Origin of the sequence: Leucobacter sp. NPDC058333, from assembly GCF_042726155.1 — a bacterium.
GTDB lineage: Bacteria > Actinomycetota > Actinomycetes > Actinomycetales > Microbacteriaceae > Leucobacter.
The window spans coordinates 827,361-843,969 of sequence record NZ_JBHXHV010000001.1 but is presented as its reverse complement, the minus strand read 5'-3'; the positions used below and the strand labels follow the sequence as shown (position 1 = coordinate 843,969).

15 protein-coding genes are annotated in these 16,609 nt (G+C 67.1%); 2 read left to right on the top strand and 13 right to left on the bottom strand.

Translation table 11 applies throughout. The features are described 5' to 3' along the window. Positions 1–12: 12 nt before the first annotated feature. The 13 genes from hpf to ACFWHR_RS03725 form a co-directional block, all read right to left on the bottom strand. On the bottom strand, positions 13–642 hold the full coding sequence (hpf, locus tag ACFWHR_RS03785; protein WP_382446937.1) for a ribosome hibernation-promoting factor, HPF/YfiA family: 630 nt from the start codon (positions 640–642) through the stop codon (positions 13–15). A gap of 93 nt (positions 643–735) precedes the next feature. Continuing rightward, positions 736–999, bottom strand: coding sequence for a phosphoribosyltransferase family protein (locus ACFWHR_RS03780; RefSeq protein WP_382446936.1), 264 nt, complete (start codon positions 997–999; stop codon positions 736–738). Positions 1,000–1,775: 776 nt separating this feature from the next. Continuing rightward, a complete protein-coding gene (locus ACFWHR_RS03775; RefSeq protein WP_382446935.1) occupies positions 1,776–3,458 on the bottom strand; it encodes an LpqB family beta-propeller domain-containing protein in 1,683 nt (560 codons plus the stop codon). Next, entirely contained in the window at positions 3,455–5,155 is a 1,701-nt protein-coding gene (mtrB, locus tag ACFWHR_RS03770) for an MtrAB system histidine kinase MtrB (protein ID WP_382446934.1), read from the bottom strand. Before mtrB ends, ACFWHR_RS03775 begins: the two co-directional genes overlap by 4 nt. 7 nt (positions 5,156–5,162) lie before the next feature. After that, positions 5,163–5,846, bottom strand: coding sequence for an MtrAB system response regulator MtrA (gene mtrA, locus ACFWHR_RS03765; protein ID WP_382446933.1), 684 nt, complete (start codon positions 5,844–5,846; stop codon positions 5,163–5,165). 102 nt (positions 5,847–5,948) lie between these two features. Beyond that, positions 5,949–6,413 carry a metallopeptidase family protein gene (locus tag ACFWHR_RS03760; protein WP_382446932.1) on the bottom strand — a complete coding sequence of 155 codons (465 nt, stop codon included), beginning with the start codon at positions 6,411–6,413 and terminating at the stop codon, positions 5,949–5,951. Between the two features lie 205 nt (positions 6,414–6,618). Beyond that, positions 6,619–8,013, bottom strand: a complete 1,395-nt coding sequence (locus ACFWHR_RS03755) for a DUF5719 family protein (RefSeq protein WP_382446931.1) — start codon at positions 8,011–8,013, stop codon at positions 6,619–6,621. Next, positions 8,010–11,045 (bottom strand): glycosyltransferase, encoded by a 3,036-nt coding sequence (locus ACFWHR_RS03750; RefSeq protein WP_382447751.1) that lies wholly within the window; start codon positions 11,043–11,045, stop codon positions 8,010–8,012. Before ACFWHR_RS03750 ends, ACFWHR_RS03755 begins: the two co-directional genes overlap by 4 nt. A 58-nt stretch (positions 11,046–11,103) precedes the next feature. After that, the gene (locus tag ACFWHR_RS03745) at positions 11,104–11,415 is read right to left on the bottom strand and encodes a WhiB family transcriptional regulator (protein WP_382446930.1); all 312 of its coding nucleotides are present in this window, start codon (positions 11,413–11,415) and stop codon (positions 11,104–11,106) included. Between the two features lie 211 nt (positions 11,416–11,626). After that, complete coding sequence (locus ACFWHR_RS03740) at positions 11,627–11,983, bottom strand: hypothetical protein (protein ID WP_382446929.1); 357 nt, start codon at positions 11,981–11,983, stop codon at positions 11,627–11,629. Further along, the gene (gene truB / locus ACFWHR_RS03735; protein WP_382446928.1) at positions 11,980–12,957 is read right to left on the bottom strand and encodes a tRNA pseudouridine(55) synthase TruB; all 978 of its coding nucleotides are present in this window, start codon (positions 12,955–12,957) and stop codon (positions 11,980–11,982) included. The genes ACFWHR_RS03740 and truB overlap by 4 nt, the downstream gene beginning before the upstream one ends. 48 nt (positions 12,958–13,005) lie before the next feature. Beyond that, a complete protein-coding gene (locus tag ACFWHR_RS03730) occupies positions 13,006–13,620 on the bottom strand; it encodes a response regulator (RefSeq protein ID WP_382446927.1) in 615 nt (204 codons plus the stop codon). Then, entirely contained in the window at positions 13,617–14,927 is a 1,311-nt protein-coding gene (locus ACFWHR_RS03725; protein WP_382446926.1) for a sensor histidine kinase, read from the bottom strand. The genes ACFWHR_RS03730 and ACFWHR_RS03725 overlap by 4 nt, the downstream gene beginning before the upstream one ends. A gap of 149 nt (positions 14,928–15,076) precedes the next feature. On the opposite strand from ACFWHR_RS03725, the gene ACFWHR_RS03720 reads away from it, so the two are divergent. Both ACFWHR_RS03720 and ACFWHR_RS03715 read left to right on the top strand, forming a co-directional pair. Beyond that, positions 15,077–15,559 (top strand): DUF2871 domain-containing protein, encoded by a 483-nt coding sequence (locus ACFWHR_RS03720; protein ID WP_382446925.1) that lies wholly within the window; start codon positions 15,077–15,079, stop codon positions 15,557–15,559. Between the two features lie 10 nt (positions 15,560–15,569). Next, a complete protein-coding gene (locus ACFWHR_RS03715; RefSeq protein WP_382446924.1) occupies positions 15,570–16,466 on the top strand; it encodes an A/G-specific adenine glycosylase in 897 nt (298 codons plus the stop codon). Positions 16,467–16,609: the final 143 nt, after the last annotated feature.

The following is a 16,609-nucleotide window of genomic DNA, read 5'->3' as shown; positions in this document are numbered from 1 at the left end:
GTCGGTTACTGCCTATTCGTTGTCTGAGAGCGAGATAACGCCGTAGTTCCACCCCTTGCGGCGGTAAACAACGCTCGCTGTTCCGGCTTCTTCTTCAATGAACAGGAAGAAGTCGTGCCCCACGAGTTCCATCCGGTCGACGGCGTCTTCGACGCTCATGCGCTCTGCCGGGAACTCCTTGGTGCGAATGACCACCGGCGAGTAGTTCTGCTCGTCGGCCTCAACGGTCCGGATCTCACCGGTCGCGACTGCCTCAAGCACCTCGAGCGGGGCGGGGGTGACGTCGATCGTGTCGAAGTCGTTTGCTGCGGCATCTCCGAGTGAGACGCGGCCGCGGCCGCGTCGGTCGTTGCGCTTGTCTTTCATGCGACGGATGCGCTCGAGCACTCGCCCGTAAGCGATGTCAAACGCCGAATATTTGTCTCCACCCGCGGATTCCGCACGGATCACGGGGCCCGGCCCGATGAGCGTGATCTCGACGTGGTCGCCGTGTTGAGGGCTCCGGTCGCTTTGCCGAGAGACTCTCACTTCGAACGCCTGTGCCCGGGGCAGCAACCCCTCCACTTTTTCCGTTTTCGTTTCGACATAGTTCTCAAAACGATCGGTAATTCCGACGTTCTTGCCGCGGATGTTCACGTCCATGGTGACCTCCCTGGAGACTCGGGCGGGTGTGCCATCTGGCGCACCGTTACGCCTTTCTCGAACTCTACTCCACTCGCGCTGCGCACTTCCACCTCAGTCCAATTTCGCCGTCAACTTCGCAGTAACGCCCTCGGATTCACCCAGCGCGTCTCGGCGCTCTGCCGCGCACAGCGCCACGACGGCCACCACCTTCGCGCCTGCGAGTTCGAGCGCAGATCGTGCCGCGCGCACGCTCGCACCCGTCGTGATGATGTCGTCTACGAGCACGACGCGACGATCTCGCACGCGCCCAATCGCCGACCGTCGCACCGCAACGTGGTGCGCATTCCGCTCCCGCTCCGCGGGCGTCAGCCCCACCTGCCCACGCCGGCCCCTCGTGGTACGCAGCGCCCGGACAGACTTTGCCCGCTCGCGCCGACGACCCGCGTGGTCACTCGGATGGAGGCTCGGTTGACAGCGAAAGCGCCCGCCGAAGCCGCCCGTGAGTGCTTTTGCGATGAGCAACTCGACGTGCCGGTACCCACGCTTCCTCACTCCGACCGGACGAGACGGTACCGCGACAATGAGCGGAGGGTTTCCGTCAATTTGCGTTGCACCCTCGATTACCCTCACGAGCGGACCCCTAAGCTGCTGCCCGAGCGGTGACGCGAACCCGACCCGCCCTTCGTGCTTATACGCGATAAGCACGGCGCGCAATGCTCCGGCGTAACGGCCGCGCACGAGACAGGGCAGCCCGCCGAGATCGATCTCGAAGTCTGCAGGCGGGGCACGCAACCTTGCCAGGCACGCCCGGCAACAGTCGCGGTCAGCGGCGCCACATACGACGCACGCCGTCGGCCAGAATAATGCGGCAAGGTCGAGTGCAATCTCGCGAAGTGCTTCGTACTGGAAAATAGCCATACTCAAGCATCGGACGCGAGTACAGGGAGCGGGCGGCGTTCACGCAATCTGTGGAGAACTCGCCCGCGGCGAGCGCGGGACTACCTTGTGCACGGCGCTCGGGCGGCGTTTGGCCGGCGAGCACACGGCGTTCGGCAAGTGATCCGCGTTCAGCAACACCAATCCACGGCAAACGAGCTTGCCGAACGCGGATCACTTGCCGAACGCGCGCCCGACGCTCGACGCCCGACGCCCTACCCCCGCTTCGCCAGCACCGACACCCCGGTCGTCGTGCGCTGCCACCCGCTCCCCTGAGACGCGTACAGGTCGCCCTTCGAGCCGAGCACGCGCAACTGTGACCGTGCTGCGCCGCCAGCGAGGTGCACACCGCCCTGCACGGAGCCCTGCTCGGTCGAGAGCAGGCCGACTCCGCCAATCGTCACCCGACTCGTCGACGACGCGTCGGAGAGCACAGCGAAGCGAGTCTGGCCGACCCAGTCAAGATCGACTGGGGTGCCGCTCGTCCACAGCTGCACATCGGCTTCGTCGGTTGTGCGCACGGGCACTCCATCATTGTCGCGCTCGACCCCGGCCACGAGCACCTGGCTCCCGTGCTCATCGCGCACGAGCGCGGCGACGCGCGCTCCGTCGGGTGACAGGCGAAGCGCAACCAGTGACCGCCCGGCGAGCCACGGCGCCGCCAGCTGCGTCACGGTGTTGTCCTGAGACGTCACCTGCAGGGTTTGCGGGGACGATGCCTGCACTGTCCAGATGAAGTTGAAAACGTCGTACGAGGGCTCAAGCAGACCCGACCGCTCGTCGATGGGCACGACGCCGGTATCGTCGATGCGCGTCACCCCCTGAGCATTTCGGATGGCCGCCGCCGTACCACTCGGGTTGAGGGTGATGGCGGTGGGGTCGTACCCACCGAGCGTGGTCGCGAAAGACTCCATCTCGACGAACTCGCCCGCGACGATCATGCCGAATTTGTCTCCTTCGAGCACGGCCGGGTCGGTGACGTCGTTGACGAGTCGCGGTTCAGACGCGGTCTCGCCCGATCCTGGCCGAATCAGCGTTCCCTCTACTGAAAGATCGAAACCGTTGACGTTTTGCACGGTTTGCAAGCTGAGCCGCAGCTGCTGGCGCACCTCAGCCATCGCCGTGGGGCTCGCCTCGAGCAGGTTGCCCGTGAGGTCAACCCGTGCTCGCCCGTCAACCACGGGTACGGCGTTCGTCACGAGCGCTGTGCCGGTCGGGAAGCCGCTGTGCGCGACTCCTGACAGTCGGGCTCCGGGCCCCTCGAGGAGTGCGCCGACGATCTCGGTGGGCAGCGCGGCTCGCGTCATGAACCAGCGGGTCTCCGGGACGAGGATCTCCCCCGGCCCGACGAAATACAGCTGGTGAGGTGACCAGATCGTGGTGAACGTGGTGGTGTCCAGAATGATCCCGTTCGGAGCAGAGCTAATGCGCCACTCCTTGCCGACGCGTTCGAGCTCGAATCTCAGTTCAGTGTTTTCGCCCGGCTCGACGGGGAGCATGAGCCCGGTGTCGTCGACCTTCGCGGAGGCTGAGACCTCGAGGGTGCCCGAGCCATCCTTGTTTGTCGTGTACGGGCGGCTGCCGTCATCAACGAGCACATCGGAGTTTGGGTCCCACTGCTTTGCGTAGTCGGGCGAGAGAAACTCGCGCGCCGTGGCATAGTCGTCCGAGCTCGACACCGCCGCGAGCACGAAGCCGCGCACGACATCCTCCTGCGACGACCCCTGTGACGGACCGACCGCGTTGAACTGCACCGGCTGTTCCGCCTGCTGCAGGTTATCGAGCCCGACCTGCACGGGCCCCGACCTCGGAATCGCGTTGCACGCACTCAGCACGAGCGCGGCAGCCGCGGCGACCGCAACGGCCACTGCCCGAGCGCGCATTTTCGAGTGCTTCACTTGCGGCCCTCCTTGCGAATCCAACGCCCGGGACGCCTCAGCCAGCCACCCGTCGCCTGCGGATCGCCCTGCTCGCTCACGACGTCGTCGGGCACCAGAGGCAGCGGCGACATGTAGCTCGTGATGCCATCACCGCGCGGCAGCGTGAGTCGGAAGTTCGTGCCCTCGCCGATGCGCGACCACGCCTCGACGATACCGCCGTGCACGGCCGCGTCCTCCTGCGCGATGGCGAGCCCGAGGCCGGTACCGCCAAGCGTCCGCTTGCGTGACGGGTCTGCCCGCCAGAAGCGATCAAATACGTGCTCAAGATCTTCGTGCCGCATGCCAACACCCCAGTCGCGCACGGCGAGCGCGATCGCCGAGGCGTTCGAATCAACCGTGACAACAATGTGTCTACCCTCGCCGTGCTCAATCGCATTACCAACGAGGTTCGACACAATGCGCCGAATGCGCCGTGCGTCAACATCGATCGGCGCGTACCCGCCGAGCGCACGCACCTCGATAATGCCGGTCGAGAGCGGCTGCAGGCTCTCGACAACGCCGCTGGCGAGAGTCACCAGATTCGTAGGTTCGGTCTCAAGGGTCACGCGGCCAGCGTCATACCGCGAGATTTCGAGCAGGTCTTCAAGCAGCGATTCAAACCGATCAATCTGCCCTCCGAGCACCTCAACGGCCCGCTGCTGCCCAGGCTCAAGCCCGTGAGCGCTGCTCTGCAACACCTGGCTGGCGAGTCGCACGGTGGTGAGGGGCGTTCGCAGCTCGTGCGACACGTCAGATACGAATCGCTGCTGCATCTCTGACAGCTGGTCGAGCTCTTGAATGCGCATTTGCAGCGTCTCGGCCATGTCGTTGAACCCCTCTGAAAGCACGTCGAAGTGCTCGTCGTTTTGCAGGGGCATGCGCGCCTCGCTCTCGCCCGAAGCGAGGCGGCGGCTGGCGGCCGCGGCCGATCGGATCGGCCGGAACACGATACGCGTCATGATCCAGACGAGGATCCCAATAAACGCCATCATCGCGGCAGCCGTGATCAATAGGGTCCGCTGTACGAACGCGAGCGTATCTTGAGTGTCGGCGAGGTTGTAGCCGATGAACAGGTCGTACGTGCCCGCGCCAGATGGAAAGGCGAGGCTCGACGCGACAATGATGCCCGGGGACGGCGTGCCATCCTCAGCCGTGAACGTCACGGGCTGCCAGTGCTGCGCCTCGCTGCCGTCTTCAACCGCCCGTGCGAGCTCGGTGCTCACGGCCTCCGGGAGCATCGCGCTCGTGAACGACGGCGGAGGCGCGTCAGCGAACGGATCCTGCCCCGATTGCCGACGCAGATAGACCATCTGGCTCGATGAGGTATCTTGCACGGTGCGCCGCACCGAGGCCGCGAGTGTTGATAGCGCCCCGCGATCCGCGGCATCAGAGGCATCGATTTGCCGCTGCGCCGCGAGCGTTGCACGCGCGGAGTCTTGCAGGGCCTGCTGTTGTCGCGAGGAATAGAGATCGCTCGCCACGCTCCCCAGAATGAACAGTCCAGCCGTCAGCACAATCAGCCCGGTCACCAGACCGGTTACGGTCATGGTGCGCACCATGAGTGAGCGCCGCCAGCGCGCGCGGAACGGGCCGAGCAGTGGCTCGGTGACGCGCAACCAGCGCAGCCGAATGCGGCGCAGCGCGAGGACGATGCGCGAGCGGCGGGAGCTCGACATCAGAGTCCTAGTCGATGGGAGTGCCGGCGCGATAGCCGACGCCGCGCACCGTGGTGACGATGGTCGGGCGATCGGGATCCTGCTCGATCTTTGCCCGCAGGCGCTGCACGTGCACGTTCACGAGGCGCGTGTCTGCCTTGTACTGATAGCCCCAGACCTTTTCGAGCAGCACCTCGCGCGTGAATACCTGCTGTGGTTTGCGGGCGAGAATGGCGAGCAGGTCGAACTCGAGCGGGGTGAGCGGGATCGGCTGCGACCCGCGCCGCACCTCGTGCGCAGAGACGTCGATCGTGAGATCGCCGATGCGTAGTGATTCGACGCTGTCTTGCTGCGGTTCGCGCAACCGGGCCCTGATGCGGGCGATGAGTTCGGCCGGGTTGAAGGGCTTCACGACGTAATCGTCTGCGCCAGCTTCAAGCCCGCGCACCACGTCACGCGTGTCAGTGCGGGCAGTGAGCATGATGATCGGAGTTCCCGACTCGGCGCGGATCTTCTCGGCGACCTCGATGCCGTCGAGACCCGGCAGCATCACATCGAGCAGCACGAGGTCTGGGCGCATCTCACGGAACTTCTCGACCGCTTCGGCGCCGTCGGCCGAGTGCTCGGTCGCAAAGCCCTCTCCCTGCAACACCATCCCCAGCATCTCCGCCAGAGCCCTGTCGTCGTCAACCACCAAGATGCGCGCGCTCATGGTTCCCATTATGTCGGGAAAGCCGCAGGATTCGGGGAGCCGCGTTTACTCGGAGTTCGAGCCGCGGTGCGGCGGCCCACCCCTCGGCAGATTGCGCCGTGCTCAGTAGTGTTCGAAGCGGCCGGGAATCAGATCCCAGGGATCCGCGCCGAGATATTCGCACACAGCCCGATACACGCAGTACTCGAGAAACGCTCGCCGATGCTCAGCATCGTCCACGTGCAGACTCTTCGCGCGCTGGATCGGCATGCGATACAGCAGGATGCTCTTCGACGGCCTGTCAATCGTGTAGAGGAGCGGCAACTGGCTCTCGCCCGTGCCCGTCGGAGCCGTCTGAAATCCAAAGTGCACGCCGCGCAATTCGTCGGGCAGATAACCGTTCACAACCGCGACTGCCGCACGGGCGTCGATCTCAAAGCGCCGCAGGCGGCTCTCGGGATCAGCGAGCGACGGCCCGGTGATCGACGAGCGAATTGGCCGCCGACCGTGCCGCGAGGCGCTTCTGCGCGAGGGCACCTGTGGCGACACCGGCGCGGGATCACGCGGCACTCGACGACGTCCGAACATACCGCCAGTCTACGCGTCGACGGTCGCGGCCGCCGCGCCGCTGCGGCTGAGCGCCGCGCCGCCGCTGCTGAGCGCCGCGCCGCCGCTGAACACGAGGGGTTGCGCCGAGCACGAACGGTTTCTTGCCGAAAGTTCCCTCGCGCTCGGCGCTAACCCTCGTGTTCAGCGACGCCCGCGGGCGCGGGCGGGCAGCGGGCGCGGGGCGCTAGCGCGGGTAGACCGTGAGGGTGCCGTCGCGCGGGTCGGGGGCCAGAACCGGGTAGCCCGCGATTGCCGTCGGCGAGACGAACCGCACACCCGCGTGAATGGGCTCAGAACTTGTGAGCAGCGCGTCGGCAGGCGCAGACACCACGACCGCTGCCCCGGCACCGACTTTAGAGGTTTGCGTCTTGCCCTTGCCGCTCGCGCTCTCGATCGTCACCTTCGCATCTGCGTCGCCGGTATTCGCGATAACGAGCCGTCCGCCGCTGACCACCGGCGCCGCGGCCTTCGCGTCTGCCGCGATGACCGGGGCCGGCTCGAACCACTCGAAGTCGTGCTCCTTGGTGTTGTCGGCCGAGCCGACCGCACCGCCAATGATCGGGACGTCCGCGTTCAGTACGAGTGCATTGGCACCCGCCGGAAGCGTCGCTACATTGAGCTCGCCGATGGCGTTCGGTGCGAGCTTGATGCTCCCAACCTCGGTGCTCTTGCCATTCTTGTCGATCGCGGTCACTGTCGCGGTTCCGGCGGTATCGCCGGGCGCGAGCGCCCTCACGACTACGGGGAACGCGTCGCCCTCGCCGGAATCATTCGGGCCACGGTCGGCGCCGTCGGCATTTTCAATGCCGGGGATCACGAGTGATTCGCTCGGCTCAGTCTGCGGGGTCACACCCGAAAGCCCGAAAGGGTCGATCCCGGAGCTCTGCGAGACACCGAGGTGCGCGGCGATGGGTGCGCCCGTGCTCTCAACGCGAACGGCGAGGCGGTCACGGTCGGGTGCGTAGCCGTTGAGCGACACAGTCTGCACCGTGCCAGGCGCGACCAGCACGCCCGCGGTCTGCACCGCGTCGACCTCCCCGTTCTCGTCGTACACAGTGATGGCGACCGTGGCCGGCACGGTGCCGGGGTTGCCAAGACTGAGCGTGGTCGAGAAGCCGAGCGACGACGCGCCACCGAGCAGCCACTGCTCATTCAGTGGTTCGGCGCAGCTACTCGCAGCCGCGCCTCGCGCGCTCTCAGTTGCGAGCGCCTGGAACTGCGCTGCCGCGAGCGGCTTCGCCATCGGTGCGAACACGACGCTCGGCAGCCCGCCACCCTCGCTGCGCGTGAGCGTCGCAGTGCCAGCGGGCTTGCCCGAAATCGCGGTCGTCGCGTCGCCGACCGGGATCGCGACCCCCGGACGTGTCGGGTCAGCGCCGAGCTCGGAGAATGAGCCAGCGCACACCAGCGTCCGAGTGGTGTCTTGCGTCGTGTCGACGGTCATCGCGAGCGGTTTCCGGTCGACCGCTGGCAGCGTTACGGTGCCAGCGAACAACACGGCGGCGCCGGCTGCGGCGACCACGAGCAGGCCGGTGACCGCGCGAGCCCCGCCGCGCAGCAGACGTGAATGATCACTCATCGGCGCTCTCCGTTCGTCTCGTCATCAGTAGCGGGCTCGGATGCGTCAGTCACACGAGGCGCCGGATCAACCGGGTCCGCCTCGTCCGCTGACGCAGTAAGCGGCTCGGCGGCAGGCTCAGCGGGCGCAATAGGCTCAGCCGCCACACCCTGCGCGTCCTGATTGCCCTGCTCGGCTACCTGGGCAGCGCCCTGGTGGCCCTGCGCTGCGACCGGGGCAGCGCCGCGGTCGCGATCCGCCCGTGATTTGCGACGCGAGGGGCGTCGGCGCCGCTTCTCGGGGCGCCACGTGACCTCGGCGGTCGGCAGTGCGAGCAGCAGCACACCGAACAGCACCGCGAGCTGCACAGCCCAGATGGTCGTGCCGCTGAGCGACGTGCCACCCAGGCGCGTGCCAGAATCGCCGGTCTCTGCGTCTTGCTCTTCGGCCTGCTGCACACGCCAGAGCAGGCCCTGGTCGGTCAGACCGGCGCTCGCGAGCGCCTGGTGCTGGTCGAAGACCCGCTGCAGCTCGGAGCGCTCAAGGTCGTCGCCACCCGCGGGCAGCAGCACAAATCCGACACCGGCTTCGCTCAGCGCATCGGTGACGTCTGGGCCGCCAACACTGGCGAGACCGGCGACGAGCTCGGCGATCTGCCGATCCTCGGCCCGCTCTTCAGGCGTCGTGAGCGCGGTGCGAATCTCGTCGAGCCTGAGACCGCTACCGGTCACGAGCTCGGCGCGCACGGCGTGGTCGCCCTCGGCAGAGATCACCAGCGTGCGCACGCCCGGGTCTGTCTCGCCCGCGGCCTGCACGAGCGCGGGCATCTGCGCGGTCGCAGACGCGAACGGCACACGGTTGAGCAGCAGCTGGGAGGCCACGGGGGTGACGGCGACGACCGCGGCGACGAGCGCGACGGCCACGACCGGCGCGGCCCCGCGGCGCAGCGCCTGCGCGCCGACCGCCGCCAAGCCGAGCAAAGCGATCCAGTACAGGGCGAGGCCCGAGCCAGTCCACACGGCGATGCTCGCATCCCCCGACGCGGTGAGGTGCAGCTGACCCGCGGCGATCGCAGTCGCGAGGCCAAGACCACCGAGCACCGAGTGCAGCAGCGTCACCGCGACGCGGCCGGTGAAGAGGCCGAGCAGCGCAAGCAGCGCGATCGGCAGCATGAGTACGCCAATGAGCAACGTCGCGGGCGGCCCGCCCAGCCCGATGCCGTCAAGGATGTTGGCCCAGCCCTCAAGCCCGAATTCGGGGAAGCCGAGCAGCAGGTGCCAGGTCGAACCGGGCTCGAATGGTGCATTGATACCCGGATCGAGCAGGATGTCGAGCGGGCGACCAGCGAGGAGGCTCGTGAAGATCTTCGGCGCGAACAAAATCGCTGGCACGAGCGCCGTCGTCAGCACGCGCGCGACGCCGCGCAGCGTAGTAAAGAGGCCGATGACCAGCATGATGACGGCGGCGGGAATCAAGATCGGCGCGGCCGCGAGAGCGGCGGCGGCGAGCAGCGACGCCGTGCCTGCCCAGCTCCACGATTCACGGCAGCGCGAAGCCGCGAGCAACAGCCACGGCAGCACGACAGCGAGCACCAACGTCTGCAGACGACCCGCGTCGAGCGATCCGAGCAGCACCGGGCTGAGCGCGAATCCCAGGGCGAGAAGCGCTCGACCGGCCTTCGATTCTGTGAGCTGCGCGGCCCAGATCCAGGCGCCGAGCGCGGTGAGCGGAATCGACACGATCATCAGCAGGACGACGGCGTGGGAGGGATTCCAGAACGTCAGCGAACCGATGAGTGCGAGCATCCAGGTAAATGGATCGGCTGGAACGCCGTTGACCGGGCGCGTATTGGCCCACAACTGATCGAGCGGGCTCAGCGGCGCGAGCCCGCCGCCGAACAGGCTGGTCTGAGAGAACGCCCACCACGTGAGCAGAATCGCCGCAACGGCCGCCGCAGAGAGCACTGCGAGCCCGCCGGTCGAAATGAAGTGCATTTCGCGACGCTGCCGCCCCGACGACGCGAGAATCGCCTCGCGGTCAATCATGCGCGCGGTGCGCACGCTCTTCGGGTCGATGCGCAACTGTCGCACGGCAGACCAGCCGGCGGTCGAGTGCGCCTTGATGCGGCGCCGCGACGCGATGATGGCGTGCGGCCGGAAGAAGACGGAGAAAGTGGCGACGAGTTCGCCGAGCATGTAGCCGGGCTGCTCCCGGATCAGCGCCCAGAGCACGCGCAGCACGGCGTAGATCGGCAGACCGAGCCACGCGAAGAATCCAACGATCGCCGGCGCGTACGCAATACGGCGATGCAGATGAGAGGTGCGTGCTTGACGGTGCGCTTGGCGCAGCACCGAACGGCGGCGGTCAATACGCGGCCCGGCAACGCCGCTCTGCGCGAAGCGGACCCGCGACGCTGGCGACACCTCAACGCGGTGACCCGCGAGGCGCGCTCGCACGCAGAAGTCGAGGCCATCGTCGTAGACGGGAAGCGCGGGGTCGAAGCCGCCGAGCTGCTCCCAGATATCGCGCCGCACGAGCATGCCGACCGGGCCGACGCCGAGCACGTCTTGCATGTGGTCGTACTGCTGCTGATCGAGCTCCTGGCGGCGCAGGGTCCAGCGCGAGCCGTATCGCGTGAGGCTTTGACCGAGCTCGATGATGCGGTCGGGGTGGTCCCAGTCAACAAGCTTGGGACCCGCAACGACCACCGATGGTGAGCGCTGCACGCTGTTCACGATGCGCTCAAGCGCCTCCGGTTCGGGGCAGGAGTCTTCACTGAGTAGCCATATCCACTCGTCGGTGGACTCGCCCGCCGGAGCGAGGGTGTCGACTGCCCTGGCGACCGCTTGACCGAACGAAACACGCGAAGGCACGCCCACAACTCGCTCGGCACCACTCGACAGCAGCTGCTCGCTGACGTCGTCAGCGCCGCCGTTGTTCACCGCGATAATATTCGCGGGCGTCAGCGTTTGGCCGGTAATGCCGGCGATGGTTTGATCGAGCCAGTCTCCGCCCCGCTGGGCGACCAGAATGGCGGTAACTCGGGTGCGCATCACCCGGCAAGTCTAGGTGCGAGAGATGTGCGCAGCTCGGAGGCAAGCCGCGGTTTGATCAGATCGCTTCGCGACGCAGCTTGCGACGCTCGCGTTCCGAGAGACCGCCCCAGATACCGAAACGCTCATCATTCTCGAGGGCGTACTCCAGGCAGTCAGACCGCACTTCACAGCCGTCGCAAATGCGCTTCGCCTCGCGGGTCGATCCGCCCTTTTCGGGGAAGAATGCCTCGGGGTCAGTTTGCGCGCAGAGGGCGTCGGTCTGCCACGAGAGCGCCTCTTCCTCGTCGCGTCGGATCCCGGGGGTGCCGAGAAATACCGGATCAACGAACCAGTTGCCGGGTACCGGCGTGTGCGAAGTATCGCTCAACGTACCGTCCCTTCCTCGACTTCAGCGGCCCGTGTTCGCAACCGCGCTCACATAATTACACCGTTGTGATTCGCTCAAGTCAAGCTGAGGAGTCTAAACCCTCAATAACGTATTGAGGGTGGAGGACACGCTGGCGTGTCGGAACTGTGCCCGAAACGACAGATATTGCTCACCCAAGGGTGCGCTTCATCGTATGCACAGCCCCGGGGACTCATCCCCAGATGACGAGCATGCGATACGTCATGACCGCGACCGAGAGGTGCACTACCGCGAGCACGAGGTTTGCCCAGCGCGTGCGATCGACCAGTGCCCAAAAGCCAGCGCCCACCGCGAGCAGCAGTGCCACGATCAAATACATCCAAAATTCGAGCGGATCGCCCACGGGCAGATTTCCAGAGATCGGCGCGACGATCGACACGACGACCTGGACGACGAGCAGCAACGCGATCACGAGCGTTGCGCCCATCGTGTAGTCGTTGGGGGCGCGCTTCCGCAGCCCCTCGACCAAACACAGCACCGCCGCGACAAGCGCCAACGCGATCACCGCGACCGCAAACCAGAGGATCATGCGCTCGGCTCCGTGGCCACCGGAAAGTTCGTGACAACGCGCGCGCGGCCACGTCGCAGTTCAACGAGGCCGACGAGACGCTCATCCGGGGCGATCGCCGCGACCAGCGGAGCGTCGGGCACCGCGTCACCAGCCTCAGTGAACTCGAGTTTCTTGCCATTTCCGAGATCAACGGCCTGCTCAGCCGTCAGATCAAGGCGCGGAAACAGCGTGGTGGCGACGACGGTCGGCGCGAGGAGCGGCAGTGGGTCACCCTGTGCGAGCGCGGCCGTTTCGACGGCATCAGCGACATCGAACGGGCCGACGCGAGTGCGACGCAGTGCCGTCAAGTGACCGCCGACCCCGAGAGCGGCCCCGAGATCCCGCGCGAGCGCCCGAATGTAGGTTCCCGTCGAGCACCGCACCGTTGCCTCGATATCCACAACGGGGGCACCGTCTGCGTCGGTCGTGCGCACCAGTTCTCCGAGTTCGAAGGCGTACACCGTCACCGGACGCTTTTTGAGTTCGACCGTCTCGCCCGCGCGCACACGGTCGTAGGCACGCTGGCCGTCGACCTTAATTGCGCTCACGGCGCTTGGCGCCTGTTCGATCGCACCGGTGAGCTCAGCGGCGGCGCGCGCAATGCGGTCGTCGGTAAGCGCCTCGACAGCGGCGGGGTCGGCCGTGCTGATGCGGTCGCCCTCGCGATCGTCGGTGACCGTCGCCGATCCGAGCCGGATCGTCGTGAGGTAGGTCTTGTCGAGCCCGACGAGGTGCGTCAGCAGGCGCGTCGAAGGGCCAGCGCCGAGCACGAGCAGGCCGGTCGCCATCGGGTCGAGCGTGCCCGCGTGCCCTACCTTGCGGGTTCCGAGCGCGCGACGCGACTTCGCGACGACGTCGTGGCTCGTCCAGCCCTCCGCTTTGTCAACGAGCAGAATGGCGCCCTGGGCGGGCAGCACGGCTGGAACGGCGGGAACGGCGGGGGAATTCGTCACCCACTCAGCCTACCTGCGGGCAGGGCAGGGCTGAGGTGAGGTGAGGTGTCATTCGATCAGTCCGCGTTCGCGCGCCACCGCAGCCGCGTGTGATCGGTTCACCACTCCCAGCTTCGTGAGAATGTGGGCGACGTGCGTCTTGATTGTCGTTTCTGACACGAACAGCGCACGGGCGATGTCCCGGTTGGAGTCGCCGCGGGCGACCAGCTTCAGAACCTCAAGCTCGCGCTTCGTAAGTTCGGGATCATGCCGCAACGCTCCCGCGCGGCGAGCGAGCTCTGGTGCGAGCACAGTCTCCCCGGCCGCGGCTGCGGCGAGCGCCCCAAGAATCTCTACGGTCGGCGCATCCTTCAGCAGGTACCCTGCCGCACCCGCTTCGATCGCACGCAAAATATCGACGTCGCGGTCGTATGTCGTCAATATGAGTACAGCCGGTGGGGCCGCGAGCGCTCGGAGTCGGCGCGTGGTTTCGATTCCGTCGATGCCGGCTCCGAGTCGCAGGTCGCAGAGCACGACGTCCGGTGAGAGCAGAGCGGCGGCGGCCACTCCCTCTTCGCCGCTCGCTGACTCGCCGACGACGGTGACGTGCGTTGCGGTGTCGAGCACTGCGCGCACCCCGGCACGCACGATCGGATGGTCGTCGATGAGCATGACGGTGATCATGACTGCGCTCCCGCGCTCAGATCTCCTACGCTCAGATCCCCTACGCTCAGTTCACCCGCGATGGGGTCGGCGGATGGTGATCCGGCGTGAGTGAGCGGAACCCAAGCCGAGAGCGCGGTTCCCTCACCGAGGGTGCTCTCGACTGCGAGGCCGCCGCCCATTTCTTGCAGCCGGGCGCGCGCCTCGCGCAGCCCGACCGACGAGCCGCCGCCCTGGTGCACCTCCCACTCGCCGGCGTCGAATCCTTCACCATCATCGACGATGTCGAGTCGAACCGCGTCGCCAACGACGCGCAGTTCGACACCCACGCGACTGGCGTGCGCGTGCAGCCTGACGTTGCCGAGCGCCATCTGCAACGTGCGGAGCAGTGCAATCTCGGCACCGGTGCCGAGCGGGCCGATGGCGTCGGCCTCACAGTGAGCCGAAACGCCCGATTCGTCGGCGAATGACCGCGTGAGGCGCCGCAGCGACTCCGCGAGTGCCGAAACCTCGAGCTCTGCGGGCAACAGGTCACGAACGATGCGTCGCGCGTCTTCAGCGCCGCGACTCGCCATCCGCTCTACGCGCACGAGCGTCTCTGACGTCTCCCCGCGCTGCAGTGCGCCCCGTGCGAGCAAAGTGATCGACGAGAATTCCTGCGCGATCGTGTCGTGGATGTCGCGCGCGATGCGAGTTCGCTCCGTCAGTGCGCCAGCCGCGCGCTGCGCGATCACCAGCTCACCCTGAAGCTCTTCCGCCTGCTGCTGCGCTCTCACCAGCGAGGCGACGAGGCGACGGTGCTCCGCGGCATCGGCGAGGACCGAGGTGTACGCTCGCGCGATCCCGAGCGCGAAGACGCCGCCAATCACCGGCCCGAGCACCTCGGGCAGCGTGACCCCGCCTCGGTGAGCCGCGGGAACCAGTACGGCCGCGCCAATCACCACTGCCCCAAAGCCCAGTCCGGCGACTGGGCGCATCAGGTGACCGCCGATGAGCAGGATCGGAAACGACAACCAGACGAATTCGGGTGATAACGCCAGGGCCAGAATCCACACAATCGTGAGCGCGCAGAGCCAGAGCGTCGCGCCCAGGCGGCCTGCGCGCGACGCCCACCGGCCGCCGAGGTACACCGCGAGGAGCGCGGCTGCCGCGACGCAGACTGTCCAGGCTGCCGCGTGAGGGTTGCCGGTCTCGGCGTCGGTATTGCCTCCGGCGCCGGTGGCGGCCTGGAGCGCGCGCACGAGCGAGACGCCGGTGAGCACCACGACCAGCAGGTGCAACCCGCCCCGCGCGATCCGCAGCGCTTGATCGTGCTCGTCCGCTTGCACGCGACCCCGTTTCACTCGCTCCGCGCCGCACTCACGGCGCACCTGTCCTCATTGATTCTGGGGGATGCTTCACGCCCGCGCGAGCCCACGGAGCCGATCTCGTCCTTTGTGATGACGCGCCAGCTTCGTCGCGCGAGAATGCTGGAGGGGTGAAACGCTCCCTCAATCATCTCCTCATATCTGCATTCGTCTACGGCGGCGTCGGTGTCGCCTCCGGATTGTTCTACCGTGAGTTCACGAAGCTCAACGACTTTCCAGCCGGCGAATTCACCCAGCTCGGCCTCGTGCATACGCACCTGCTCTCGCTGGGCTTCTTCCCGTTCCTCATACTGCTCGGGCTTGAGCGCATCTTCCAGCTTTCGGCTGCGACTCGGCGCTACCGCTGGTTCCTCTGGCTCTACCACGCTGGCATCATCATCACCTCGGCAATGATGCTCGTGCACGGGTCACTCACGGTGGTCGGCGCCGAATCATCGAAAATGATCGCGGGCATCGCCGGGCTCGGTCACATGTCGATCACCGCGGCCATCGTGCTGCTGTTCTTCGTGCTGCGCACCGCAATTCGCCGCGACTCAGTGAACTCAGTGAACTCAGTCGACGGGCAACGCGAGCGCCTCTCTGCGTCGCTCTAGACTGGGGCCGATGGTTCGAACGCACTCCCCCGCCGACCTCGCCCAGGCGCTGAACGACTGGTTCACGCGGACGGCCCGGGATCTGCCCTGGCGAGATCCGGAAGTCACGCCGTGGGCGATCCTCGTCTCTGAATTCATGCTGCAGCAGACGCAGGTCGACCGCGTCTTGCCCCGCTGGCTCGCGTGGATGGAACGATGGCCGACGCCGGCGGCGCTCGCCGCAGACGAGCCCCGCGAAGCGGTGCGTGCGTGGGATCGGCTCGGCTACCCGCGGCGCGCGCTCTGGTTGCATCGCGCGGCGGTCGAGATTACCGAGCAGCACGGCGGCGTCGTGCCCGCAGACGTCGAGACTCTGCTCTCACTCACCGGCGTTGGCCCGTATACCGCGCGCGCGGTAACGACGTTCGCGTACGGCGAGCGACACCCGGTCGTCGACACGAATACGCGGCGCGTGCTCGCCCGGCTCGTGCACGGCCGGGCCGCGGCGGGGATGCCGGCGCCCGGCGATCTCGATGACATGGCGGCGTTGCTGCCCGCGGATGACTCCGCCGCCGCGATCTTCAACGCTGCGGCAATGGAGCTCGGCGCGGTCGTCTGCACGGCTCGCGCACCACGCTGCGACGCGTGCCCGATCGCAGCGTGGTGCGAGTGGCGCGGCGCCGGATACCCAGACAACGCTCCCGAAAAACGTCCCCGCCAGGCCGCGTTCGCTGGCAGCGACCGGCAGGTGCGCGGGCGCATCATGGCGCTGCTCAGGCGCGCAACCGAACCCATCGACCCTGCGGCAGCGCTCGCGGCGGCCATGGAGGGCGGCGTTCGCGACGCGGATCAGCCCCGCCGCGCCTATGATTCGCTCCTCGCCGACGGCCTCATCGTAGAGTTCGAGGGCCGCACGCGGCTCCCGTAGGAGCGCCACGGCGCCGCCCACTCCCTCTCCCCTTCGACCCTCCCCCCTTCGACCACCCCTGGCGGGGGGGGGGGCTGGGCTGGGTGAATAAGACGTGGGGGGGGTGTTGGGGAGTGGGGGACGCGGGGAGGGGGGGGCGGGGC